Annotated in this window: 28 protein-coding genes; 1 reads left to right on the top strand and 27 read right to left on the bottom strand. The window is 37.8% G+C overall.

Going from position 1 to position 26,279, the window contains the following annotated elements; all coding sequences use genetic code 11:
* Positions 1–234: 234 nt before the first annotated feature.
* From MLE14_RS18490 to MLE14_RS18440, 11 genes are all read right to left on the bottom strand, one after another.
* Positions 235–813, bottom strand: a complete 579-nt coding sequence (locus MLE14_RS18490) for an SCO family protein (RefSeq protein ID WP_243299929.1) — start codon at positions 811–813, stop codon at positions 235–237.
* 163 nt (positions 814–976) lie between these two features.
* Positions 977–1,819: a DegV family protein gene (locus tag MLE14_RS18485; RefSeq protein ID WP_243299927.1), complete on the bottom strand. Its 843-nt coding sequence runs from the start codon at positions 1,817–1,819 to the stop codon at positions 977–979.
* 90 nt (positions 1,820–1,909) lie between these two features.
* On the bottom strand, positions 1,910–2,161 hold the full coding sequence (locus MLE14_RS18480) for a DUF2535 family protein (protein WP_243299926.1): 252 nt from the start codon (positions 2,159–2,161) through the stop codon (positions 1,910–1,912).
* An 82-nt stretch (positions 2,162–2,243) separates the two neighbouring features.
* On the bottom strand, positions 2,244–2,906 hold the full coding sequence (locus MLE14_RS18475; RefSeq protein WP_243299925.1) for an SOS response-associated peptidase: 663 nt from the start codon (positions 2,904–2,906) through the stop codon (positions 2,244–2,246).
* Positions 2,907–2,981: 75 nt separating this feature from the next.
* Positions 2,982–3,479 (bottom strand): dihydrofolate reductase, encoded by a 498-nt coding sequence (locus MLE14_RS18470; protein ID WP_243299924.1) that lies wholly within the window; start codon positions 3,477–3,479, stop codon positions 2,982–2,984.
* On the bottom strand, positions 3,476–4,273 hold the full coding sequence (locus tag MLE14_RS18465) for a thymidylate synthase (protein ID WP_243299923.1): 798 nt from the start codon (positions 4,271–4,273) through the stop codon (positions 3,476–3,478). The genes MLE14_RS18470 and MLE14_RS18465 overlap by 4 nt, the downstream gene beginning before the upstream one ends.
* Before the next feature lie 26 nt (positions 4,274–4,299).
* Complete coding sequence (locus MLE14_RS18460; protein ID WP_243299922.1) at positions 4,300–5,016, bottom strand: anthrax toxin lethal factor-related metalloendopeptidase; 717 nt, start codon at positions 5,014–5,016, stop codon at positions 4,300–4,302.
* A gap of 152 nt (positions 5,017–5,168) precedes the next feature.
* Complete coding sequence (locus MLE14_RS18455) at positions 5,169–5,747, bottom strand: TerD family protein (RefSeq protein ID WP_243299920.1); 579 nt, start codon at positions 5,745–5,747, stop codon at positions 5,169–5,171.
* 26 nt (positions 5,748–5,773) lie between these two features.
* A complete protein-coding gene (locus tag MLE14_RS18450) occupies positions 5,774–6,385 on the bottom strand; it encodes a TerD family protein (RefSeq protein ID WP_243299919.1) in 612 nt (203 codons plus the stop codon).
* Between the two features lie 53 nt (positions 6,386–6,438).
* Positions 6,439–7,542 (bottom strand): toxic anion resistance protein, encoded by a 1,104-nt coding sequence (locus tag MLE14_RS18445; protein ID WP_243299918.1) that lies wholly within the window; start codon positions 7,540–7,542, stop codon positions 6,439–6,441.
* Between the two features lie 2 nt (positions 7,543–7,544).
* Positions 7,545–9,194, bottom strand: a complete 1,650-nt coding sequence (locus tag MLE14_RS18440; protein WP_243299917.1) for a YceG family protein — start codon at positions 9,192–9,194, stop codon at positions 7,545–7,547.
* A gap of 197 nt (positions 9,195–9,391) precedes the next feature.
* Here MLE14_RS18440 and MLE14_RS18435 point away from each other — a divergent pair, with 197 nt between their 5' ends.
* Positions 9,392–9,643, top strand: coding sequence for a hypothetical protein (locus MLE14_RS18435; RefSeq protein ID WP_243299916.1), 252 nt, complete (start codon positions 9,392–9,394; stop codon positions 9,641–9,643).
* Here MLE14_RS18435 and MLE14_RS18430 read toward each other — a convergent pair.
* The 16 genes from MLE14_RS18430 to MLE14_RS18355 form a co-directional block, all read right to left on the bottom strand.
* A complete protein-coding gene (locus tag MLE14_RS18430) occupies positions 9,640–10,428 on the bottom strand; it encodes an HAD family hydrolase (RefSeq protein WP_243299914.1) in 789 nt (262 codons plus the stop codon). The two genes, MLE14_RS18435 and MLE14_RS18430, sit on opposite strands and share 4 nt — an antisense overlap.
* On the bottom strand, positions 10,425–11,528 hold the full coding sequence (locus MLE14_RS18425) for a cysteine protease StiP family protein (protein WP_243299912.1): 1,104 nt from the start codon (positions 11,526–11,528) through the stop codon (positions 10,425–10,427). The genes MLE14_RS18430 and MLE14_RS18425 overlap by 4 nt, the downstream gene beginning before the upstream one ends.
* 3 nt (positions 11,529–11,531) lie before the next feature.
* Positions 11,532–12,917 carry a phosphoribosyltransferase family protein gene (locus MLE14_RS18420; RefSeq protein ID WP_243299911.1) on the bottom strand — a complete coding sequence of 462 codons (1,386 nt, stop codon included), beginning with the start codon at positions 12,915–12,917 and terminating at the stop codon, positions 11,532–11,534.
* Positions 12,838–13,959 carry an HpcH/HpaI aldolase/citrate lyase family protein gene (locus MLE14_RS18415; RefSeq protein ID WP_243299909.1) on the bottom strand — a complete coding sequence of 374 codons (1,122 nt, stop codon included), beginning with the start codon at positions 13,957–13,959 and terminating at the stop codon, positions 12,838–12,840. The genes MLE14_RS18420 and MLE14_RS18415 overlap by 80 nt, the downstream gene beginning before the upstream one ends.
* 162 nt (positions 13,960–14,121) lie before the next feature.
* On the bottom strand, positions 14,122–14,907 hold the full coding sequence (locus MLE14_RS18410) for a TerC family protein (protein WP_243299908.1): 786 nt from the start codon (positions 14,905–14,907) through the stop codon (positions 14,122–14,124).
* A 284-nt stretch (positions 14,908–15,191) separates the two neighbouring features.
* Positions 15,192–15,773 (bottom strand): TerD family protein, encoded by a 582-nt coding sequence (locus tag MLE14_RS18405; RefSeq protein ID WP_243299906.1) that lies wholly within the window; start codon positions 15,771–15,773, stop codon positions 15,192–15,194.
* Between the two features lie 89 nt (positions 15,774–15,862).
* A complete protein-coding gene (locus MLE14_RS18400; RefSeq protein WP_243299905.1) occupies positions 15,863–16,459 on the bottom strand; it encodes a YpjP family protein in 597 nt (198 codons plus the stop codon).
* Between the two features lie 338 nt (positions 16,460–16,797).
* On the bottom strand, positions 16,798–17,580 hold the full coding sequence (locus MLE14_RS18395) for a class I SAM-dependent methyltransferase (protein ID WP_243299904.1): 783 nt from the start codon (positions 17,578–17,580) through the stop codon (positions 16,798–16,800).
* A gap of 55 nt (positions 17,581–17,635) precedes the next feature.
* Positions 17,636–18,070, bottom strand: a complete 435-nt coding sequence (locus MLE14_RS18390) for a BrxA/BrxB family bacilliredoxin (protein ID WP_243299903.1) — start codon at positions 18,068–18,070, stop codon at positions 17,636–17,638.
* A 15-nt stretch (positions 18,071–18,085) separates the two neighbouring features.
* Complete coding sequence (locus MLE14_RS18385; RefSeq protein WP_243299902.1) at positions 18,086–19,210, bottom strand: conserved virulence factor C family protein; 1,125 nt, start codon at positions 19,208–19,210, stop codon at positions 18,086–18,088.
* A 39-nt stretch (positions 19,211–19,249) separates the two neighbouring features.
* Positions 19,250–19,918 carry an HD domain-containing protein gene (locus MLE14_RS18380; protein WP_243299901.1) on the bottom strand — a complete coding sequence of 223 codons (669 nt, stop codon included), beginning with the start codon at positions 19,916–19,918 and terminating at the stop codon, positions 19,250–19,252.
* A 28-nt stretch (positions 19,919–19,946) separates the two neighbouring features.
* Complete coding sequence (locus MLE14_RS18375; protein ID WP_243299899.1) at positions 19,947–20,786, bottom strand: DegV family protein; 840 nt, start codon at positions 20,784–20,786, stop codon at positions 19,947–19,949.
* 38 nt (positions 20,787–20,824) lie between these two features.
* Entirely contained in the window at positions 20,825–21,676 is an 852-nt protein-coding gene (locus tag MLE14_RS18370) for an amidohydrolase family protein (protein WP_243299898.1), read from the bottom strand.
* Positions 21,677–21,678: 2 nt separating this feature from the next.
* On the bottom strand, positions 21,679–24,777 hold the full coding sequence (locus MLE14_RS18365) for a GNAT family N-acetyltransferase (protein ID WP_243299895.1): 3,099 nt from the start codon (positions 24,775–24,777) through the stop codon (positions 21,679–21,681).
* A gap of 99 nt (positions 24,778–24,876) precedes the next feature.
* The gene (locus MLE14_RS18360) at positions 24,877–25,359 is read right to left on the bottom strand and encodes a hypothetical protein (protein WP_243299894.1); all 483 of its coding nucleotides are present in this window, start codon (positions 25,357–25,359) and stop codon (positions 24,877–24,879) included.
* A gap of 13 nt (positions 25,360–25,372) precedes the next feature.
* The gene (locus tag MLE14_RS18355) at positions 25,373–26,053 is read right to left on the bottom strand and encodes a class I SAM-dependent methyltransferase (protein WP_243299892.1); all 681 of its coding nucleotides are present in this window, start codon (positions 26,051–26,053) and stop codon (positions 25,373–25,375) included.
* Positions 26,054–26,279 lie beyond the last annotated feature (226 nt).

Here is a 26,279-nt window from a genome sequence, read left to right as displayed (position 1 = left end):
TTTTCTTTTTTTAAAAGAGAAAAAGCGAAGTTTATTTGTCATGCCCAAAATCTGCTTTGGTTTAGACAACTTACGTTTTAATTTCCAATTCATTTGATTTTGGTGCTTGACATATTACCACTGGGCTTTCATATACCCAATCATTTTAGCAGTCTGAATTTTGAATTACAACTTTTCTAACAATAAAAAGCCACGGCATATTAACCGTGGCTGGAGTAAAATTTAGTCATATTTTCATGGATTCAGAATCTTTATGTGTTCAATTATCGTCTCATAAGGAACATCGGTCACACCACTATAATCTTTTACTACTGTACCATTTTGATCAACTAAGTAAAAGGAAGTTCCGTGGGCAACCTGATCTCCTTCCTCTGGTTTTTGAACTAACGTTTTAAAGCTCTCAAGAGCAAATGATTCAATTTTGTCCTGGGAATACCCTGTTAAGAAATTCCAGTTAGCAAAATCAGCTCCAAACTTTTTACCAAATTCCTTTAGTACCTCAGGCTGATCTATTTCGGGATCGACACTAAAGGAAACAAATTCAACGTTTTCTAACCCTTCTTCCTCAACGAGATCCTGAATTTTAGACATATTAAAAGTCATAGGCAAGCAAACGTCCTGACAGCTTGTAAAGACAAAGTCCGCAACCCAAACCTTCCCTTTTAAATCTTCTAATGATACAGTTTCGCCATCCTGGTTCGTAAACTCAAATGATTCAATTTTATAGTCTAATTTATTTGGAATTTCTGCACCCGAGCAGCCAGCCAGTAATACGGAGATGGCAAGAAATACAAATGATAACGACCGTTTCATACAATTTGACCTCTCTTAACGTGTAATTTCCATTCTAATTGTAACAGAGGTAAAGTCCTTCACCAAAAGAAAGCATGAAAAGTTTATGACATTTAATCATCACTGATGATTGGATAAAAGCCTTTGAAAGAGAAAAAACTCACTTCTCACGAAGTGAGTTTACCTATTCCGAATAGTAGATGAGCGCAACCGCTCCTGCCCCTGTATGGGTAGATATAACGGGAGTTGTTTCCTCTACTGATACCGGATCAAATAGTTGAAGCTCATCAATCTTAGCTTTGATTGAATTTGCTAAAGATCGACCATCCGCATGTACTAATGCTACCCCTTTTACCGCCTTCCCCTTGACATCTTCGATAAATTGCTTAACTAAAAAGCTAACAGCTTGAGAATGGCTTCGGACCTTTTTAACAGGGGTATACTGGCCATTTTCTAACTTAGCAATTGGTTTAATATTTAAAAGCGATCCGATTAATGCTGCTCCTTTTCCGATACGGCCGCCTTTTACAAGGTTTTCTAAGGTATCCACTACTAAATATAAATGAGTGGCTTGTTCCACTTTTTCCAGTCTTTTTATAATATCATTTACTGAACTTCCATTTTGAGCGAGTTTAGCAGCTTCGATTACTTGAAAAGCCAGACCCTTCGAGATATAACGGGAATCAATTACAGTCACTTTACCAGATGCCATTTGTGCAGCCTGTTCGGCTGCTCTCACTGTTCCGCTTAATTCAGAAGCCATGTGGATCGATAATACCTGATAGCCTTTATCAATCCATTTTTCATATATTTCTAAGAATACGCCAACAGGCGGCTGGGAACTCTTGGGCAGCTCACTGGATTTCTTCATTTTCATGATAAATTCCTTAGGAGTTATATCAACTCTGTCGGTAAAATGCTGCCCATCTATTGATATAGAAAGAGGCACCACTTCGATATTATATTGAATCACTTCGTCTTGTGATAAATCTGCAGTCGAGTCAGTTACAACGATTGTCTTGTTCATTCGCTCACATCCTATTTTCTGTACAAATGCATGGTGTTTGGCAAAAAATCGTAGAAAAGCCAGACTGTCAATGCAATCTGGCAAAAAAGATTATGCATGATATGGCAATGGAGATTTCTGAATCAAACGTTCATATATGTTCCATTTAAGTGTTTTCTTTAGATAATCATTAAATGAATAACAATGATTCGGCTGATCCCCTTGTGTAATAGTATAAATAAAGGATTGCAAATGTTTTCTAATTAAAATTTGCAGTAAGGGGTCCTCCTTCACTACAGGTATTTCGATAACCTTCACTTTCTGGCCGTTTAACGTCTTGAATTCTAAAGTTTTCCAAAGCAATCTATCAATCCTCTTTTTGCCCGTTTCCTCTATTATAGCCTAAACTGCAGGCGGATAGTGTCAAAATATGCCCAAAGTTTCGTTAAATTTTTTGCAGGATAGAGGGGTGGTCATTCTTTGGTGAATTTACCTGTTCAGATACTTGGTACACATCCATTTCGTCTGCAGGATAAGGAGCCAATTGTGATTGAATCTGTTCATATGGTACCTGATGGTCTAGCCATAATGACAATTGTTCTTCTTTTAATATAACCGGCATTCTGTCATGGATAGGGCCTACCATTTCATTAGGAGATGTTGTTAAAATCGTACAGGACGGCTTTTTCTCTCCACTTACTTCGTTCACATCCCATAATGCTGCAAATGCAAACGGCTGTTTATCCTTCCTGAAAAAGCGGAACGGCTGTTTATCTTGACCTTTCCTTCTCCATTCGTAAAATCCGTCTGCAAACAAAATACATCTTCTTTTATTGACCAAGTCCTTAAAACTGATCTTCTCTAAAAGACTTTCAGACCTTGCATTAATTAAAGGCTTCCATTTCTGTGGCTCTTTTATCCATTTCGGTGTGAGTCCCCAATAAAAATACCCTGCTCTTCTTTTTCCATTTACTTCGACTGCACCTAAAACCTTTTGACTGGGAGCGATATTATACCGCGGTCTCCATTCTTCTGCCAAAAATTCATCAATTAAAAACATTTCAATAATGTCCTCTGCGTCCAACGTTAAAGAATATCGTCCACACACAAGATTCCCCTCCTTATCGGTCAATTATTGGAAATATGAAAGAACCTTCGCTCCAGGCGAAGGTATAGTTTTTAGCTATAGGGACTTTCTTTCATAAACACGGAACTGATATTCCACTCCTGCTTCTTGTTGCTGTTCACCCGGTTTTGAAGAAACAAGGTTCCATTCTTCCCAATTGATTACCGGAAAATAAGTATCCGCCTTGTATTCAGCTTCAATAAAAGTAATATAGAGTCTGTCTGTAAAGGGGATGACCTGTCTAAAAATATCTGCGCCGCCGATCACGAAAAATTCTTCATTTGGTTTTTCCTTATTCAACAAAAGCAGGTGATCCAAGGAATGGATGACTTCTGTACCTTCTGGGTTAACATAGGCTGAATCCCTTGTCATAATCACATTTCTTCTGCCTGGCAAAGCCTTTCCAATTGAGTCAAACGTTTTTCTTCCCATCACAATCGTGTGACCCATTGTCACTCTTTTAAAATACTTTAAATCCTCAGGAAGATGCCAAGGCAAATCATTTTCATAGCCAATTCCCTGATTGAGATCCATGGCTAACAGACAAGATATCATACACTTACGACTCCTTTTATATGCGGATGGGCTTCATAGTTAAGCAGTTCAAAATCTTCATATTGGAAAGAAAAGATATCCTCAACCTTTTTGTTTATTTTTAAGGTTGGCAGCGGTTTTGGCTCCCTGGTTAGCTGCAGCTTTACTTGTTCAACATGATTCAGATAAATATGCACGTCACCAAAAGTATGGATAAACTCACCGGCTTTTAAACCTGTCACATGAGCGATCATATGGGTTAACAGTGCATAAGAAGCAATATTAAACGGAACCCCTAAAAATAAGTCAGCAGATCGTTGGTACAATTGACAGGAAAGCTTCCCATCATTGACATAAAACTGAAACAGACAGTGACATGGAGGAAGTGCCATTTTTGGAATATCCGCTACATTCCAAGCATTTACGATTAACCTGCGTGAATCTGGGTTTGTTTTAATCATGTCTATCAGTTGGGCAATCTGATCAATCGTTCTCCCTGTATGATGGTCTGGCCATGATCGCCATTGTGCCCCGTACACTGGCCCCAATTCTCCATTTTCATCAGCCCACTCATTCCAAATACGGACTCCATTTTCCTGTAAATATTGAACATTTGTATCTCCCTTTAAAAACCATAGAAGTTCGTAAATAATGGACTTCAAGTGGAGCTTTTTTGTGGTTAATAAAGGAAAACCTTCTTCCAGATTAAATCTCATTTGGTAACCAAATGTACTGATTGTACCGGTTCCAGTTCGGTCCTCTTTTTTTGTTCCATTAGATAATACATGCCTGCATAGCTCTAAATATTGCTTCATTGTTTACCATAACCTCTTTCTACTCATTAAAATGATGTAATGTCTGTAATATACTCAAAGGTTAAAGGAGCGACTTCCTGTAAGCTTGCCCTGCTCCCCTGAGTATAAAAATACATCGCAAACGTTTCAGCAAAATATTCCTCAGGATATGAAAGGAAGTATGAATCACCAGGAAATAAAAGGGGTGCCTCTTTTTCCCAAATAGATAGAAAACGAAAATCTAGCCGGACATCTCCGAACACAAGATAATCAAGTGAATGGGCAAATTCATGTAATTCAAGGTTAATTGAACCGTGTCCATCTCCTTTTTCACTATAGCCAATTTTTACAAGAACCAATTCAGATCCGCCTATTCCAGGAACGTCATCCCAGGTGGTACTTTGATCCTCGTACCCTCTGGGAGTAACCCCCTTCAAATGTTTTGTTGTAGGGAAATCTGTTAACTCCTCATTAAACAGCCTTACTTGAATTCCTTCCTCTGCTGCCCGTTCTAGGACTCCTTGAGGAACATTATCTAGCCGCATAATCATTTTAGCTGCTTCGATCTCGTTATAGGTTTGATTATCAGGCAACAGCACAATCGATTCTATTAAACTAGGATTGTCTAAAGATAAATTCTGTCTAAGTGCTGAATTTACACTAATTTCCTTTAATTGAATTCCCAATGGCGACATCATTTCAGCTGATTGAAATAAAGAAAAAGGGAGGATCAATACAAGGATGACTGATATATATTTAGGCATAAAAATCCCACCCGAGTCTTAGATGAATTAAAAGTAACACTATTATAACATATCGGGTGTTTTGCAGATTCATAGAAAAATAATTGAAATTAAAATGATTGGCTATCACTAAATTAGATGGCCAATCATTTTTAACTCATTTTATTAAACGGTTATACTTGGAGTCCGTAGTTTCTGCAAAGGGCAGCGAGTCCGCCTTGAAAACCGCTTCCGATTGCATTAAACTTCCACTCACCATTGTGACGATAAAGTTCACAAACAACTAAAGCTGTTTCAACAGAGAAGTCTTCTCCTAAATCAAAGCGTAATAATTCAACATGTGTTTCATCATTTACAATCCGAACATAAGAATTACTTACCTGGCCGAAATTTTGCGAACGTGTTTCAGCATCATGAATCGTAACAGCTATCGCAATTCTATGTATGGCCGCCGGCACCTTGCTGAAATCAATTAAAATTTGTTCATCGTCTCCATCGCCTTCACCTGTCCGGTTATCGCCTGTATGTTCAACACAGCCAGTAGGATGCTTGAGCTGATTGTAAAAGATAAAGTCAGAATCATTGATGACCTTTCCATTTTCATCAGTTAAAAAAGCAGAGGCATCTAAGTCAAAGTCATTTTTCCCGTCGTAGCGATTGATGTCCCAACCCAATCCGACCATAACCTTTGTTAATCCAGGGTTTGATTTCGTTAAATCGATTTTTTGCCCTTTTTGAAGATTAATGCTCATCCTTATTCCTCCTCTTTATATTGCTTTTATTGATATCTTCTTGCTAACTCACGTAAACCTGGGTCCTGAGTTCCAGTTCCTACTGCTGCGAATTTCCAATCTTGCCCATGACGATAGATTTCTCCAACTATTAAACTAGTTTGACCGCTGTAGTCATCAGTTAGGTTATAATGAATCATCTCTTCCCCATTAGATGAGTTCACCACACGGATAAAGGCATTTTTAATCATGCCAAAATGCTGTTTTCTTTTCACACTGTCATAAATATTAACAACAAACACAAGCTTATGGATATTAGCAGGAATTCTTTGCAGGTCTATCATAATTTGTTCGTCATCTCCAGCTCCATCACCTGTAAGGTTATCGCCGGAGTGAGCTACACTTCCATCACTGCTTTTTAAATTCCCAAAATAAATAATATTTTGGTTTGAAGCAAGTTTTTCATTTTCATTTAGCATAAATACCGATGCATCACAGTCAACCTGATTGGAAGAGCCTCCTCCAAACAGAGAGCCCAGTAATCCCCCGCCACCTTTTGCCTGAACTGGGTCCCAGCCTAATCCAACCATTATTTTAGTTAAACCGGCATTGCCTTTTGTTAAATCTACTCTTTGTCCTTTTTGTAATGATATTGCCATTGGTACCTCTCCTTTTATCTTATTCTCTCTATCTACTATACGAAAATAGTTTCTTAACGTTTCATATTTTTAAAGTTTGCCTGCAATTGCTCCAATTTCTTCGTACCTTCTTCACGCAGACGCTTGTTTTCATCTTCAATTCTTTTTGTTTCTTCCATACCCTTCATGATGATATTCCAAGTTTCTTCAATTGTTTCAATCTTAATGCTTGGACCGCCAGCAAGTCGTGCTATATCGGTACTTTGTTTTGATATATTTTGCGCATTGCGGACAAGCATCTCATTCGTTCTCCGGTCCAGTTCTGACATCGAATCCGCAACAAGCTTTTGCCTCTTTGCCGCAACAGCTTGAATCAAGCCATTTTTGAAGATTGGAATCGTTGTTACAAACGCTGAATTAATTTTTCCAATCAACTTTGTATTCCCTCTTTGAAGCATGCGAATTTGCGGAGCAGTTTGAAGAGCAACCATTTTAGCCATTTCTAAGTCATAAATTCTTTGTTCTAATAATTCAAGCGTATTTCTGAGAGAATCAAGTTGCATTCCAGCAATCTGATCACCTGCTTGAGCTTTTTGTTCCAATTGAGGAAGCACTTCATTTCTTATTTGTGCAGCTTTAAGCTCTCCAGCCACAATATATTTCTCAAGAGTCAGATAATACTGGTAGTTTTCTTCGTACATATTTTCAAGCATATTAGTGGAATCTACCATTTCCCCCTGATACTTAGAGATTTCAACATAAATTTTGTCAATCTCTGCTCCCATCGTCTGATACTTGCCAAATAGTTTTTCGATTAATTTCTCTCCGCGTTTAAAAAGTTTTCCGAAAAGACCTCCGCCTGTTTGTTCAAAATCTTTTTTATCAAACTTATCCATGATTTTTCCAAGCTGTTTTAATAATTCTCCGGAATCTTCCACCTTTGTGGTTCTCATATTAGATAATATTTGATCGGAAAAACGGGAGATTTGTTCAGCTGGTTCTTTACCAAATTCTAAAATTTGAATTTGGTCTCTTTCGTCAATTCTGCTTGCCAGCTGTTGTACCTCCGGTTCATTTCGGAGCTTCAATTTAATCTCAGGTACTTTTGACTCTGTAATTTTGTCATCAGGCAGAGTTGTTACCAATGTTTGACTATCCGTATGCAGCGTATTTGTCATGACTAATCACCTCTCAAATTTTTAAGAAACCCTTGTGAAAATATTTTTTTTATGATGGATGGTTCTTTGAATTCAAGGTTAAAAACCATATCATCTAACCAATGAGTGTCAAAAACGCCAGGGTCCATGTAGTTTTCTAAGTCATTGTGTCCAGGCGGGTTATAAAGAACAATATCGATTCCAAATTGATTCAGTAATAACAGCATGACTGCATCTGACCGAGACAGCTGGCCATTTAATTCATTGTTGTATAATATCAGGGTCGGTACATCCTGCGAATAATCAAATGTTTGCAGCAGCTGCAGCAGGGCTGACGGAATCTGCATGCTCTGTGTGAACATATAAATATTTACTTCTTCATTTGACTCGCCATGAACAGGGAGCAAGCTCGGACGACTGCATAATGTTCGAATTGCATAGGCGATTCCTTTTTGCAGACCAGTTGGCAAATGCTTATATTTCCAATAGTGAGCTCGCATCATTTTTTCTGGTGAAAGCAATCCATCGGTACCGATTGCATCCTGATAATGAAAGCGGAAATCATTGTTGATAGGACGGGTAAAAGGAAATTGCTGTATTAGCTGTGCATGGGGAAGCTGCAATAAAAATTGAATGCGGTCCCAATATTCTTTCCGGTCTCTTGAAACTCCCATGATTTTTGCGAATATAGAAGGAATATTCACATGTCCATTCTTCACTTCGAAATTTGGCCTTACAAATGCTTTTTCTTTAATTAAAATAAATAATTCGTCATAAGTGGTTTTCAGCGTCAATGTTGAAGGAGTATAGTCTCTCAGCTGCCACGGCTTGTATAAATAGGAACCTTCATGATTTAATATCGCTTCAATTTCTCTTGATGCTCTGTAAGCAACCGTTGCCTGACGCCTCCTCTTTTCTTTTGGGAAAGGGTCTCCCTCAGACTGGTCAGGGTATGTAAATATAAAAGAATAAGTGATAATTTTTTTTAGCTTGGCAAGCGGATCAATTCCGGCTGGATTAAAAATAGCCAGATCAAAACCCATCATATACATATAATAGAGAAAATAGACTTGACTTTCATTCGCATCCCCATACCAAAGAACTCTCGCTACCATTTTTTCAGGATTACTAGAATCAAGTAATAGCGGAAAATGATTTTTAGCCCATTTAATTACGTCTACTAAAACCCTGCGTAAATTTGCTGATTGCAGGCCATGATCTTCCGTTTGTTCAAACAATCTTAATGTTTCGATCATAGCTTCTCTGATTCTTCTATTAATAGCAGGATTTTTATCCCGGATGAGTAAATTTTCCCCGTCAAGGAATGCTACGAAACGATTTATAGATAGCTTTTCTTCCCGGCTCATTAAGATTAACTTTTGTAACGACTGAAAATCCTTTTGGTCAATCGTTCTGTCTAAATTCGTATGATCAAATTGGGCAAATCCAAATGTATGATCATGAACGTAATCGTAAAGCCTGTTATAGTATTCATCTATATCAAATGGGGTCCCCAAATAAAGCGATACAATTTGTCCAAATCTAAGTTCATTTTGTTTAATCTCATAAGCTGGTCGATCAGACAAATCCATTTTCACTATTTCTTCCCATTCCTCAGAACGAATGGTTAAGATATTAGGGTGAAGCTTTCCGTATGAATGATCTTGATACATAGAAATCCTTCCCTCATCAAATTCCAAAATATTAGGAAAAACATTGATTTTCTTATTATTTCAATGATATCACATGGAGAATATTGGGTGAAGTTTTTACCTATATATACGTCTTTACTCGAAAACAGTTTCAAATAAATTCACCAACTGAGCCCATCCTGCATATAAAGGAGTACATCTATTTGGAGGATGAAATGATGAGATGGCTTGTAAAAAGACCGCCAAGACACATATTCATGAATGAAACAGAAGAAGTGATTAAAATTTTGTCTCTAGAACGGTTTATTTGGGTTGACATCTTTTTTTATTCACTCTTCTTTTGTATGCTGTTATCTCCCTTTTTACCGACTATACTCGCATTAATTTTGACTTTTGTTTTTATATTTGGATTCGGTTCCTCTTTATTTTTGACTTGTAAATGGATTGTTTCAGCTAAAGAAGAATCTTAAAAGACCTGATTATAGATGGTAAGCAGAATCTCCTCCGCGGCTTTTATGCCGGAGGATTTAGTTTTTTTACACGCACTTGATTCTGTAATATTCAAAGCCAGTTCTCCATGTTTAGGAACAAAGCTTTGCCTTGAAGCACACAATAAAGAATAATCCAACTTTGAATCCCCAGCTGCCCATGTAACAGGTTTCCCGACTTTTTTCTGCAGATACTGAATCGCAATTCCTTTTTGTAAAAAAGGAGGCATGATATAGGTTTTGTTTCGGTGTTTAAAGATATCCCATCCCATATTCTCAATCTCTGACAATAAAGGGGCACATGCTTGTGGATCACCAGGCTGATGGATTTTAAGGCAAAAATACAATTCTTGAAATCTTTTCACTTCCAATACCTGTCGCTTCTCAAATTTAAGCAATAATTCATTTATATTGGAAAAGGGATGGGCGAGCTGGTTCATTTTTTCATATAGAATGTGATCCCATTCAGTATCCCGAATACCGCTGGTAACAATCACAGCTCCATTTGATGTTATATAATGACCCTGTTGCTTCTTAAAAAAAGGTAATGATAATCGGTTATACTGTTCCATTGTTCTGGTTGTCACCGGAATAATCTCAATCTTAGCAGTCAATTTCTGTAAGAGTTCATACGACAATTGTGAAATGAAGGAACGATGGGATTCTGTCCGTTCCACTTCAATTAGTTCCTTTTCGGACTGATTGAACTCTGCAAGTGCCCTCATTGAAAAAATTAAAGTCCGATCCAAGTCCGTAGCAAAAATCATCTGGATTCACCAAGCGGACGAATAATTCCGCAGCTTCGATAGGTCATTTGTTTATATTCAAATACCTCAACTTGCTTTTCTGCAGCTAATTCCAATATATGCTGAACTTGAGGGTCTTTTTTGCTCTTTACAAGCACCTTCCAGGGAAGTCTTCTTAGCAGAACTCTAGTAGTTTCACCGATACTTGGCTTAATTAAATGCATATCTTCAATATGAAACTCTTTAGCAATTTGAGTTACATCCTCTCTGCCTAAATTCAAAGGAGGATGGAGCTGGCTATTCCCCTCTATGGTCTTGTATGGTGTAAACAAGGAGGTAATCGCATCAATATATAAGTTAGAATAGTCGAAATCAGTCCATTCTTTGTATAGCTTAGCCCCATGGAATTCATCAGGTCTTATCCACTTTTGATTATGAAGAGTTCTTGATATTAGACCCGATACTGTTGCGTTTAAACAAGCATGTGGCAGCAATATGTCCTCGTTTGTTCCGCAAATAGTAGCCGTATGTGCAGGATCACTTAAAACGGCTAAAAAAGGTTCCGTATATTGATTCACCTGTTTTGAAAACAATTGGCAGCTTTTGTGCAGCTCTCTCGTAATACTTCCTTTCCCTGTCCACCCATCTATGAAAATTAGTTTCTTATATTTATGTTTGTTTTTAATATAAGATAATGCATTTAAATCTAAGCCTTTTCCTCTGATAATCGAAACACTGTAGTGCGGAATATTTTCTCCCATATTGATAGATACATATCTTTTTAGTAATATGCCTGCGGGAGTACCAGCACGGGCTAGAGAAACGAAAACCATTTTATTCTGAAATAGACTAAACAGTTGGATACTTACCTTCTGAACTAAGTCTGCAATCAATTGGCCATTAAGCACAAGAGCTTTTTTATAGCATTCTAAATAACTGGAGCTAGGCAGCTTTTCAGTCGGTAACGATTCACTATAATGTTCCTCTTTGAGCTGAATCCTAAATTCTCTATCTTCTAAACTTCCTTCAAGCTTTAAATGACTTACATCCTTTAATAAAAATTGAACATCTGCACGTTTATAACTTCCTGACCCGACTGTCTTAATTTGTTCAGCTTTCAATTTTTACTCTCCTTTAAGGAAATAGTAAACGTTCATTTTTTTGACACCCGAATAACAAAGAGATTCAGCCATTTTTTCGACATTCTCATACTTTGGCATTCTCTCGTAGAACACCCAAATTTCATCATATTGATTTTCGAGTATGTTATATACAAAATGGGTGATTCCTTCATCTATGGGTGCCGGAAAATAACTCCCAGTTATTGCTCCGTAATCATGAGTTTGCTGTACATGAATCGGGCTTCTTGTAGTAGACTGATAAGCAACCTCCTCTCCTAGTTCAGAGGCTAAAAGCATTGGAAGGTACATAAACTCTCCGCTGCCTAAACACAGTAGTTTGCCCGTCCCGCGTTCTAATTTTAATTGTTTGGCAAGGTTTTTAATCCAGCCTTCAACCTGTGGGATCTCGATACCATGCAGCCCAAAACGGCCCGTTTCTTTTAGAAAAGGAACCTTGTATATTTCCAAATTGCCCGATAAGGAAAAATGCTGAATTCCTTCTAATGGCGGAGAACCCAAATCACTTAATTCCTTCCAAATAATCTTAGGCTTACTAACATCTGATCGTATCTCTTTCTTATCACTCTTATCAAATTGCAACGATCCAGTTTGCTGAAGTGACATGGTTCCTCTAATTAAGCTTACAACCCTTATTTCACAATTACATTCTAGTTCCAGTTCCTTAAATAAGTTGCGGTCTTCTTGTGATCTCCAATCTAGAATGGTCACAACTGTATATCTTTTTCGAGGAAAATCTGTCTGAATGGAACGGATAATATTTCGCACAGTTTTACCAGTGGTAAGCTCATCATCAACCAAAATGATTTCGGCCTGATGATTTATATAACTTTCATCTACATAGCAGCGGTGTGATGTAGCATGGGAATGCTCTTCTTCAAACGTGATAAACGAATCTCTGCCCAAAACATTTTCTCTTGTTGTATGAAAGAAGCGAGAGTTTGGAAAACAGCGAAACATGCTATATGCTAACGCTGTGGCTGTTTCAGCAAAGCCGATAAATGTAACTGGATCATCTGTTTGAAAGATCCATTCACTGTCATCAAATATTTTTGGCTTTTTTAAAATTGTATGAATGGAATCTATCATACTATCTGAAACAATCTCATTTTGTTCTTGTCTTTTGTATTCATAGCCTAGAAGTGCCCCTACAAACAGACTCTTCTTTGGATCAATCGGAATATGCTTACCCAGCCATTTACTAACAAACAAAAAGGCTCGCTTTTTATTATTTCTCAATGCCATTTTAAAGCAATCTTCCAATGGAATCTGGTAAGGATTGTGTTCAATCTCAACCTTTATGGATAAGCTTTCCGCTATACGATATGTCTTTTGTTGCCTGGAGGAGATCATTAAATGTTCTTTCTTCATAAAGCACCCCATAAATCTTTGATTTCTTTATTATGGTTTCAGCCCAAAATCGATGTGGTTTTGTCTCGTTCATTTTGTTTGCAAAATCACTTTTTAAAACACCTAAGTTGGATTCTGCTCCATTCATAATGGTACAAGTATCGATATAGTTTTCATAAGATATGGCATGGAAGGCTTGTACAATTCCAATATGGGATGGATGAATCACCGTTTTTCCGATTAGTCCATTCATTAAATCTGTTTTAACCTCACGGATCAAGCCCTCTTCCCCTTTAGAAAAATATTCCCATACAGGTGCAGAAAGGGTGAAATAGTTTTCTTCACGGCCAAAGTAATTAATAATATCCGTTATTGCATCTCTTACAACAGCCACATCATATATGGTTGAATCTACCGGCCTTCTGACCCCGAATAATCCGCTAAAATCAGTTGCACCAATCCGAATGTTTAAAATAACGTCCTTATATGCGGAAAGCATAAGCTGAAGAGCCTTTAATTCTTCATATCTGGTTTCTTTAAAAATAATTTGCTTGGATTCAAGGATGGGAAGTGCATAGAGAGGGCTAATCTCATTATGAACTGTGCGGATTAATTGTAAGTAAGGTATTCCGTTAGCGGCATGAAACTTAGGAATAGCAATTCCCGTTAACACTTGAATTGCTTGCCCTAACTCTTTGATTAATAACTTCAGCTGCTCAACATGACGAACCCTTATAAATAGAAGCGGAAGCTCTTCAATCTGAAGAAAGCCCGAAAGCATCATAGAATGGATTGATTTTAATTCATGAATTACTTTCATTTCTGCTTCTTGTACCATATGATCTGAAATCGCATCCTCCAAACAAATGACAGCCGTTGTAAGCCCCTGAAGCTGACCCGAAAAAAGGCGGTCTTTAATGTTTGATATGGTTGCTGGTATGTAAAGGGCAGCACCTAATCCATATTGCAAATCATCTCTATCCGTATATTTTGAGAACGTCTGCGGTTTTTTAAAAAAGATTTTTTCTCGATCCGCATTATTAATATGTGAAAAATATTGCATGTTCTTCCCTGCCTCACAAAAAATCTTATATAGAAAAAGGGAAAGACTTTTGTCATTTCCCTTTTTGCTTTTCATAAATATGAATCGGCAACGGCATAGGAGTTGATAAAGTTGCCAACTTTCAGATCATGTACTTTTATAACTAAGTTCGTTATTTACTGATTACGCATCCTTTTGATGAGCGGTTTCACGTTTTGAACGAATATAGTTAACTAGGAAAGTTACTGCAAACGCTGCAACAATAAACGTAAAGAATAGTGCGTGGTTAATATGCAGACCGAATTCAGATCCAGCCATTTTAATCGCAATAAACATAATTATTACATAAGCAGTTGTTTCAAGTTCAGGAACTCTTTCAATCAGTTTCAAGAAAATACCTGCAACTCCACGCATCATTAGAATTCCAAGCATTCCGCCAATAAGCAGTACCCAGATTTCGTCACTAATAGCCAGCGCTGCTAAAATACTGTCAACACTAAAAGCAATATCCATTACTTCAACTGCGGCAACCGTTCCCCAGAATTGGCCAAATAGACGGACAAAAATACTGCCTTTACTTAATCCTTTCATTTCCTCTTCTTCATTTTCACCTTGATTAGCTTCTTTTCGTTTATCAATAAAATACTTGATTGATAGCCAAGCAAGGTAAGCAGCACCAATAAATTTAACCCACGTAATTTGGATTAGGAATACACCGGCACCAATCGCAATAAAACGGAACAGGTAAGCTCCAAGCAATCCATAGAACAATGCCTTTTTCTTCTGTTTGCCCGGCAGATGCTTAACCATAACGGCGAGTACAAGGGCATTATCGGCAGACAGTAAACCTTCCATAATGACTAATGTACCAATTAGACCCCAGGCTACAGGGTCTGTCATCACCTGCACCCACATGTCCCAATTAAAAAATTGTGAATAGGTATGAATAAAGCTTTCCCAAAATCCCATTTATGTCCCTCCATATTGCTGAATCATAGAATCTTAAATAAATCACAAAGAAAACTTGGCTTGCGCCAAGCCTTTAAGGCGCAGGCTATTGCCTTGTTGCACTTATCACGCTCGAAACGCCACGTCCTAATGTATCGCTAGACTAGGCAATCATGGCCGTCGTACTTTATTCAAAAAAATTTTAACTACGTCGAAATTACTTCTTTGCTAAAATTTTATACTTTCTTAAAGTGTCAAAAAGAAGGCATGTGCGGATAGGGTCACGCACATGCGATGAGCCACTTTTATTGCACTTGCAAGCCGAAGTTCGTAGCTAATGCAGCCAATCCGCCTTGGAAGCCGCTGCCTACTGCACTGAATTTCCATTCTCCAATATGGCGATATAATTCCCCGACTACAATAGCCGTTTCAATCGAGAAATCTTCTCCAAGATCATAACGGATCAATTCTTCATTTGTTTCTGCATTTAAAACACGAACATAGGAGTTCGAAACTTGACCAAAGTTTTGATTTCTAGCTTCACCCTCATGAATGGTAATACAAAAAGAAATTCTTTCAATTGATTGCGGTACAGCTGCCAAATTAACCGTAATTTGTTCGTCGTCTCCGCCGCCTTCACCTGTCCGATTGTCGCCTGTATGTATAACCGATCCATTTCCGCCTTGAAGGTTATTATAAAATACAAAGTCAGCATCACTATTTACTTTTCCCTCAGCATTCAGCAAAAAAACAGAGGAATCCAAATCAAATGAGTGTCCGCCATCATATTTGTTAACATCCCAGCCTAATCCAATTACTACTTTTTGCAATCCAGGATTTGTTTTGGTCAAATCAATTTTTTGACCTTTTGCTAAACTTATTGCCATTATGTAAACCTCCTATTAAAATAGTATGTTTATTCTACGGTTTTAATCATAATAAAGTTTCAACAAAATTAGTACACAATTTTAATATATTAATGGAAAATATTGTCCTTGGTTGCTGACATCCAGTTTGGCGGTGTGTTTGTATCCCAGTAAATAGAACCTAAGTCATAGTGGTTTTCGAAATTATCTTTATAGGTATGGTAATGAAAATTAAACCAATAGCCTTCACCTGGCGGATGATCTCTTCTTACGTGGAAACGAACAAGATCGGCATTGGTTTCAGTATCAATCACATGAAACATTTTTTCGCTAGTTCCTTTTCCCGGCTGTTCTGAGATTTTTAATTGCAGTACTTTGTCTGTTCCGAGCTCCTCAGTAAGAGTGTAAAGAACCTCTTCTATTTTTGGAAAAATAATTGATTGAAATTCATCTTTGATAACAGGTCCAATTCTGTCTCCAAATTTATAATAAGACATTTCATTACATTGTCTTACTAACTTGCTTATAGGTGTATCCCGACAGATGATGTCAGATGATTGATCTATTTTATTAGTTTCTTCAGAATCAGGCTTCTTTCCCTTATCAATCGTGCTATGATCCAGGTCATACGCATAGGAAGGAGTTACGAGCCCAAATGTTAGGGTAGAAACAAGAACAACAAATATCTTTTTCCAGATTATTTTCATGCTGGATCACCACGCAATCTTTCAATAATTCAATCCAAATTGACTATTAAACTAGCAGCTTATTGTTTTACTATTTACGGAATCCCATTCAAAAAGGTTTCAAAAATATTGTTTATGTATGTTTTTTATCTCTTTGCTGATATACTATAAAAAGGTAAATACATAAAAGGAGTGACCCTTCATATGTCGTTTTCCACACTGATTTTTGCCTGCAGCTTAGTTTTGATTGTGTATTTTGTATATCTGGAAATTACGGATTAAAAGGCTGACATTTGTCAGTCTTTTTACATAGGATTCGCTAATTACATATAAATAAATTTACAACTCGTTCCAGTAATTTACTTTACTTCAATAAAACCAAAATGAAATTTTGCGGACTTTCTTACAATTTGGGTAAAGCCCAGCTCCTTAAATAATGGACTTCGATAATGAGCCTTTAATACAACCCGTTTTCTTGCTACTCTTACTGCATGTTCAATGGCTGTTTGGCCAAGTTCGGTAAATTGTGCTACTTTCCCCCAATTTCTCATCACTTCAGCCTCTTCAATCGTCTGGTCAAACATCGGATCAAAATACACACAGTCAAAACTATTGTCAGGCAGTTGGTTTAAGTGAGTCAGATAAGATGTGTTAATGGGCTTAATTCGTCTTAAAGCCTGTTGTAAAGGAATATATTCTGTTAACCAGTTTTTAAATCCTTCTTTTACTAGAAAAAAAAGCAGCTGATTTTTCTCGATTCCGACCACGGTTCCTGTCTCTCCTGCCTGATAAGCTGCCACAATACTGTCAGATCCTAACCCCAAAGTACAATCTAAGAAAGAGTCTCCTTCAGATAATTGAGATACCTCGATAAGCGGATCTTTTTCTCCCCGCTCCAGCCGTTTAATTCGAAACATGGCTGAGCTTGGATGAAAGAAGATTGGTTCAAGACTGCCAAAAGGATAAAGCTCCATTCTTTCTTTGCCAATGATTAGAATGTCACTCATTGTTTCTTGCTGTAAACTTTCAATAGATCTTTTTCCTCTTTCAATATAGGGAAGATTTAATTGTTTCGCTGCTTGTTTGGTTTGAATGAGTATCTTTTCATTAGGACGAAGATTAGTCGATATATATGCGGTCACCCACGAGACCCTCCTAATAAGAGAAGGCGAGGATCTTTGGCCCTCACCTTACTATTTAACAGTAATTTTGAAAAGCAGTTACGATATTTTCGAAGATCTGTTCAAGTGAATGATCCTCAATTTCCTCTCTCGGAATAAAGTGCTGGACTTCATTCCCTTTAAAAATCGCCATAGACGGAGAAGAAGGAGGATAGTCCGCTAAATATTCTCTCATTTTTGCTGTTGCTTCCCGATCTTGACCTGCAAATACAGTAACTAAATGGTCCGGTTTTTTATCAGAATGGGCAGTCGCCTGAACCACTGCGGGTCTTGCCAGCCCTGCAGCACAACCACAAACAGAATTAATGACGACTAAGGTGGTTCCCTTAACATTTTCCATGAAATTTTCAACTTCTTCTTCTGTTTTAAGCTCTTTAAAGCCTGCATCGACGAGTTCTTGTCTCATCGGCTTCACTATTTCTTTCATATAATCTTCATAAGCCATTGACATGTTAATCACCCTTTCCTATTGTTTTCTCGCTTCCGTCATTTGTTTCCACACAGAACCTTTAGCTTCTTCCCCGCCTTCAATTCTTTCAATCGCCATTTTGATTTGGAGGGCTACTTCAAATTCGGGATCGTTTTCAGCCTCTTTCAATGCAGGAAGAGCTGACTCATCCCCTTCCTCGTATAAAAACATAGCAGCTCTCCAGCGGACAAGCTTAGACGGATCTTTTAATGCTTTTTGCATTTCTTCACTAGCTTCTTTAAAGCCGAGGTCTGACAGGCAGTCACCAGCGGTTCTTCTCACTGCTACAGATTGGTCTTTTAAGCCTTGATATAATAAGGGCAATACCCGTTTATCCTCAATCATTCCCAAATAGACTACAGCCAATCTTCTAATCGAAGCTTTTTCATCTTCTAAAGCTTTTTGCAATACTGGTATATCATCGATTGTAGGATTGTCGATTTGTTCTAACGCCTGGTATCGTTTTCGCCAATCCTCGTGTTCTAGCATTTCTGGAGTCAGTTTCTTTTTCTCTTTTTTAATTGCTTTCTCTTGAACATTTGGGTTTTGTGCAGCCTGAACAAGCTCATTCAGCCGTTCTGACGGATAAGCTGCTTTTAATTCCTCGATTATTTCGTTTGCAATTATATCCATGTCTCCATATCTTACGCCTAGGTCCTTCCACTTTCTGAGAAATACATAGTTTTCGCCTTCAAGCTGTGCTTTAGTCATGGCTTCGACATATTCATCAGGCATTTGAAATCGTTTTTCTTCATTCCCGTCATTGATTTTAATTTGGACAGGTATACCTTTGAATGTAAGGACTTGCGCAGACACTTCCCCAAAGTGCTCATCCGCTTTTTGACGCTGGTCGGTTGTTTCTGTACTTTCCCCAAAAGCTTGCCTTACTTGCGGTAGTATTTCCTTCCAGTCATACTTTGCATTTCGCTCGACCGCAAGAAAATCAGCTACATGATACACCCCTTTAACACCGTCAATTTTTAAAATGGCTTTAATAAAAGAAGGTGCATCTTCAGCTTGGTCCTTTTTATAGTTTGTGCTTTTGCCTGGCGGAAGTTCTTGATCTAAAAGAATCTTCATTGTATTAGGGCTTGGAGTTGGTTCAATCGATCGAATGTTCATTTTGAACACTCCTTCTTTTTTTATTCTATGGTAAGTTTATCATACTTTTTTTGGTGTTTCCTGTTCCATGCCCGTACCATTATTCCATTCACGATAAAATTGTTTTAAAAAAATTTCCATAAACTCATGCTTTTCGACGGCGAGCTTTTTCCCTGTTTCTGTTGTCATTAAATCTTTCAGTTTTAACAATTTTTCGTAGAAATGATTGATAACCGACGTTGGCTGGTTTCGATACTCTTCTTCCGTGATTTGATTCCGAACCTTGTATTCAGGATTATATATAGGGTTCCCTTTACTGCCGCCATATGCAAAAGTTCTTGCAATCCCAATTGCACCTATTGCGTCTAACCGGTCTGCATCCCGTACAATTTTAGCGTTTAAATTCGTAAGCTTTGTTTCGTTCCCGCCTTTAAATGATATATGTAAGACGATGTCAGCAATTTCTTTTTTTTGCTCAGCTGAAAAAGGGAGCTCATCAAGCAGGTGATTCAATTTCGCGATCCCTTCTTCTTTTGAATGATTTAGTTTTTCATCGGGAACATCATGTAAAAGCGCAGCAGCTTCTACAATCTCATGATTCCCTCCTTCCTGCTGACAAATATATAAAGCCATTCTTCTTACCCGATCAATATGGAACCAATCATGTCCGGTACCTTCATTTAAAAATAGATTTTTTATTTTTTGCTCAAGCAGTGAAATATTGATCATGTTTTCATGCCCCCGCTTAAAATTCCTGCTAAGCAAACCAGCTTATCCCCAATGTATCCTTCCCTGCATGAACCCCAATTACAGCACCTAATGGATAGGCTGAAAAATGAGTTTTGGGAAACAGCTGGGAAAGTGATTTTTTCCATAGGCTAGCTTCATGGTCATCTAATCCATAAAAAATGAAGGCTTCTTTGATTGGATTTTGGTCATACGCTGATTTAAAATAGCTAGTCAATGCTTGCTTTGCTTTTTTTGCTCCGCGAAACTTTTCTCTAATTTGCAGGGCCCCGTCTTTAATTTCAATAATTGGTTTAACATCCAAAATACTCCCCAAGTAAAAGGATAATCCTTTTAAGCGCCCGCTCCGGTGAAGCTGTTCTAGACTTCCGACAATCACGTACGTATTCAAGTGTTTTTTCATTTCGTTTATTTGCTGAACAACCGCATCTATATCATGTCCTAGTTCCAAAAGGCCTTTCCCTTGCTTAATTAATCTTGTTAACGGATAGGTTAGTATTTCAGAATCAATGGTGTAGACAGGAATATCAGTTAATTGAGCTGCTTGCCGGCTAGAAGATACCGTGCCGCTTAATTTTTCGGAAATATGAATCGATATAATGGCATCGTAGCTTTGCGATAATTGTTCATATAAATTTTGAAACACTCCTACTGAAGGCTGCGAAGTTTTCGGAATGGTTTTAGTTGTTTCTAACATGGAGTAGAACTGCTCTGGTGTTAAATCAATTCCATCCATGTATTCTTTCTCATCCATATAAATCGTCATCGGCAAAACATATAAATCCGGATCCTGCTGCAAATCCTTATCTAAAAAAGCAGTACTGTCTGTGACCCACGCAATTTTTTTCAATATCCGCTCCTCCTTACCATTAATCGTGTTGTTTCATCTTATAAAAAAGGATTCAATTTTGGAAATAACCGGACGGCTGTATTATAAAAAACATCCTCGTGGTACCTTTCCGGTATAAGTTCACCAATAAAATCTATGTATGGTTTGACAGGAACAAGCGGCCAATCAGTGCCAAACAAAAGCTTTTCATGCTGTTCGCAATATGAAAGAGCATGACGGATATGATCAAGAAAACGGCCATGCCGATGTTTATCTAAATCTGCTTGTGTGCCTACTATCCAACCTGATAAATCAGCATAAACATTTGGATTTTTATTAATGACTTCTGCTGCTGTCAAGACCCAGGGGTCACCTAAATGCGCCATCATAAAATTCACATTTCTATTTTTTACAGCTACTTCATCAATAGTCAATGGATGAGAATATTTTAATAAACCCCGATCCGAATAAGTATCTCCAGTATGAAACACGACCGGAAGCTGATAAGCAGCTGCTAATTGATAAATAGATTGATAGATTTCATCATAAGCATAAAAAGGATAATAGCCTAGGTAAATTTTAAAACCTACGACTCCATCCTTTTGTATCTCAGCTTCTATTTTCTCCAGTGATTGATGATTAAGTGTATATGGATTAATCCCTAAGCATGTTACAATACTTTGCGGTACTGCTTGTTCTAGGTCCAATCCCATCGGTGACTGTGCTTTGGGGTCAGGAAAACCGAGACCATCCGTCTCGGTTAATCCCATGCCAATTCCCAAAACAACACCCGCTTCTGCAAATTCCTTTTGAATCCCTTTTGCGCTATAGTCTACGCCGCTTCTTTTCTCTGCCGTTTCTTTAAAAGATTTTATGTTTGAAAAGTGAATATGCGCATCAATTATTTTCATTATTACACTTCCTTAAATGATAGTTGCTGGAACAAGCGCAACGAATTTTTCAAAATTGGATGTGAATGAGTTATATAAAAATGTGGGTTCGTAAATACTTTATGTCCAGGTAAGGCCGATATTTTTTGGCTGTCTGTTCGAAGCGTAACTTCCCTATTTAAATACCACTCGCTATCAGTCACCATTTCAGGGTCTAATAACAGGAGTGAATGAGACGTGCGATTTAGCTTTAATCGTTCACAATATTTATTTCCCGTTTGAGAAATCACTTGTTCATCTATTCCGCCGCTATAGGAACATTCCAAACCATCCCGATCATAAAATATCGTCGGCAATTGATTTTCTGTCATAAAATTAGCCATCTGTACAATGGTCAAGTTATCAATTATTTTATCAGGGTGCATCAGGCTAGCGAAGGCAGCGAGAACCGGAGCACCAGGCAGACTGACAAAATATTGGTTCAGCTCAAGACCTCTCCACTGCTGATGGTTTTCAATTCGTGTTGTAACCTTTAACCCTACCCATTTGTTTTGACATGAATCAATTAAAATAGTTTGATCTACGTCTGACTTTTCCTTGGCAAGTGAATAGTTAGAAATGCCTGCTACCATATGATAGATACCGCCGCTCCATGGATTCCACCATTGCTTTGGCACAAGAATCGGAAAAGAAGAATCTAGCCATTCAGCATTTTCGTCCTTAAGTGAGTATAGACCTGGGAAAAAGGTGGCAGAAGCTCTCCATTCAAAATACCCATTATTTGCTTTCAATGACTTCCCGATAGCCGCAATTTGAATATGTTGCTTAGGATCAGGTGAAAGCAAATATAATTCACGTTTCATTTTCCTGCTATTAGAGTCAAATGAACCCTCCAGACGGATCAGCCCTGAGTTTAGTCTATCTTTTTTCATAGAAAATCGAGCTTCAAGACTTCTTTGTCCTTCGATTATGTGCTGTTCTTCCTTTTTCCCATTTATTAGAAGTTCAGCTATTCCTGAAACGGACAGTATTTTTTTCGATTTTAGCGACAATGAAATGATTTCATCATTAATAATAGGGTTTTTCTCCTGAGGCTCAAGGCAAAAATCATCAGCATAGGCAACATGATCAGACAGGTCTTCTCCCATAGTGAAGCTCCTAAAATCTTGCCAGCTTTGAAATGTTCCCGCCGCAAGAATAATAGGTTCAATATCTTTCGCCTGTTTTGGAGCAAGCTGTCTAATCGAATGTTCCACATAAAAGAACCATCCTGAAATAAAGGCATTCGCCGATTTTGGCCACGAAATTCCAAAATGATATGGATTGTACTCAGTGTAGATCCATGGTTCTGAAAATCTCTTACTATCTAAATAGGCATACTCATTTTCCTTCGGTTCAGTAAACTTTATAATCTCATTTCCTTGAGGAAGAATTGTATTTCTTAACTGATGATGGAAATTTTGAATCACATACAGATCTTGATATGTAACTTCTCCGTTATTCTCAATTTTCACCCGGTATTCTAACAAACCCTCTGCATGTAATGTAAAGATCGAGTATAATTCAAGTCCCGGATGGGATGTTAAATGATATTTTGCTTGTAATGTAATACAAGTTTCTGTCTGTTCTGCAGAAACTACTGCTTTTTGCTTCGATAACTCATTCGAATAGGGCTTTCCTATTTGAGGAAAGCGAAAATGAGTAAATCCTTCCTTTTGCCCGATTCTGTCGACTTTAACGAGGTTGGTTTCTTTTTGTAATGTTAACTTTGTATATCCGTTGACAATCATCCACTCTTCTTCTGTCTCCCCAAATCCATTTACATGAATACCAGGTATCCAAAGAGTTTGAAGCGACGAAAACGAGTTTCTTTCCCCACTTTCTTTCTCAGCAGACATTTGCCATTTGCAGCTATATACACCTGGCTTTTTCACAATACAGGGGATTTCAATCACAGTTATACCTTTTTTCTCTAGCTTTGCTATTAATGTGCCAGCAGGAAATGCAAGATGTTCATCTTGGCTTGGTTCGATTTCAATCACCGTATCATAATCCAGGAAACTTTCAATTTCTGCATAAATCGTTTGTTCACTTCCTGTTTTGGCATATTGATTTCTCAGGTATATTTGACATTTAGCCGGAGATTTCGGCTTAATCCCAACGGCCATCGGGAAGCTAGAACCGTTCACTGACAGTTCAATTTTAAATAAAGGATGTGTTTTTCCGAAAGCTGGTTCGCCAAGTTCGGTCTGCCTAACTTTGAAAGGCAAACTAAGTACCGATTCCCCGCTTTCAATGTCAGTCCTTTCAGAATAAGAGATTTCTATTCTTTCATTGGAAAAAGCGGTTGCCTGTATTGTAATTGGAATTTTATTTTTATTGATAATCCGAAGCTTTGCCTCATAGGATTCTCCTTCAATTAATTCGTGGGCAGGCAGGCTCAATTCAATGGTTAATTCGTTCGTATGGATCGATCTTAAGGTGCGTCCTGTTAATTCAAATTCACATTGAAGATATTCATCATTTTCTCCTCTAAAATCATAGGCATAATAGGTAAAGCCATGTTCCTTCCTCCCATCTGGCTTCACCTCGATTGTCCTCACGGAGGAAGAGTACCAGTCATTTTTCGCAAAGAATGCTGCACATAAAGGATGCTGGATCAGCGAAGGAATAAAATTAATTAAATGAGTTGTATTGTCTCTTTCCTCCCAGAAAAAACCGCATTTTTTATAGAGCGGAACTGCTTTTGTATTGCCCGGCCATGTATATAAATCCAGTCTTGGCCAACCTAATTCAATTGTTTTCTCAATCGCTTTTAGCACAAGGAGTTTGCCTAATCTTTTTCCATGATACGCCGGATGAACATTTAATAAAGGAATATATAAAGCCCCCGTGTCGTCTCTATATTCTGAAAGTCCGCAATAGCCGACGACTTTTTCCCCATCTAGGACAAGGAAAGTGGTAATATTACCTGAGCTTTCTTGTGTATTCCGAATACTTTCTGCTGTTTTTATTGTCTGATCGCCGCCCCAGCTGTCCCTGCTTTCGTTCCACATTTCGGCCACCTGGGCAGCGTATTTATCACTATATTCCACTATTTTAAATTGATTTGTTTTTAACATGTATAAAAGTTTCCCCCTTTGTTCTTTCTCCCAAAAGTTACCTGCTCCCCCCTTAATAGTAGCCGTGATGATTCCAATGTGTAAAGAAAATTTTGAAGATTAAAGGGCCTCAAGTGTTTTTATACAATGCTCTACAATCGCTACTAAATCATCTACTTGATCCTCAGTTATTTTTCTGTCAAATCCAATCTCGACAAACAATTGGCGTTGGTGATTTAATAAGGACTGTCTTTTAATCAGGTCGATTTCTTGTCCTTCCCAAATTTTATAGATATGTTCCATAAATGAGACATCATCTTGATCATGAGCTGCTATGTAAAACGTAATTCCAATGCTGCATCCAACATTGGTTTCATTGAGGTTAATTTCTTTATACAAATCGTCAGTAGAAAGCAAAATTTTAGCTTTCGCTGGACGAGCTTTATTTTGCAGGGAAAAGGTTATATCAAAATGGCGTGAAAGCTTGGAAAGATTGAACTGATCATTACGGTCAGTCACAGATATATATCCTTCCAGGTCATAATCATAGATAGCACCTTCAACTACTACTTTTAGATTTTCAAATGCAGTTGGATCAAACATGTTCTGACTCCTTTTAGCTGTTCTTTTGCAGCATAAATACCCACATAAACGAAAGCGCCTGCTGCAGAATTGGAGGAAGAGGATCGGCCCATTCGCTTTCAACTTCCCTCTTGTACACTGGAAATTGATCCGCTACTATCCAGCCATTTTCTTTTGCAAGCTGGGAAAACTCCCAAGGCATAATGGTATGACATACGGCCGGTTTCCCGTAAAGACGGTCGTAACTATTGACTCTTGGAGCTGCAGTCGGACCAAGGATCCCGACACATGCATTTCCTTTTGGTTTTGTAATTCTTGCCATCTCTTTTAAGGCATGAAGCGGAGATTCATTCCACTCTATTGAGTTAATAGCCATCACAGCATCGAATTCTTCATTTGCAAAAGGGGTATCTGTCATAGACCCATGAATAAATGCCAAATCATAATCTTTTATTCTTAGCTTTGCCTTTTGAATCATTTCATCAGCAAAATCAATCCCAACAACAGAATATCCGCTGGCAGCTAATAGAAGAGATCCATATCCATCTCCACATCCCAGATCACAAATAGAACTGCCTGGATGTACAAACCTTTTTATGAAAGGGATAATATCTTTTCGGCTTCCTTTTTCCCACATTGATTCACTGGACTGATTCCAATAATCAGCCATTTCATTCCATTTTGCTTGTGATTCATCATGCCAATTATACGCCATAGTGCACCTCTTTACTCTTTCTTTCTTATAAATATAACAAATTGTGGGAAAAATAATGATATTCATTTTGCGAATGACTGTGGTTATTGATAAAAAGAAAGCCCAGTGGTAATATGTCAAGCACCAAAATCAAATGAATTGGAAATTAAAACGTAAGTTGTCTAAACCAAAGCAGATTTTGGGCATGACAAATAAACTTCGCTTTTTCTCTTTTAAAAAAAGAAAA

It is taken from the genome of Bacillus litorisediminis (genome assembly GCF_022808645.1).
Lineage (GTDB): Bacteria > Bacillota > Bacilli > Bacillales > JC228 > Bacillus_BF > Bacillus_BF litorisediminis.
This window is presented reverse-complemented; position numbering and strand designations above follow the sequence as displayed.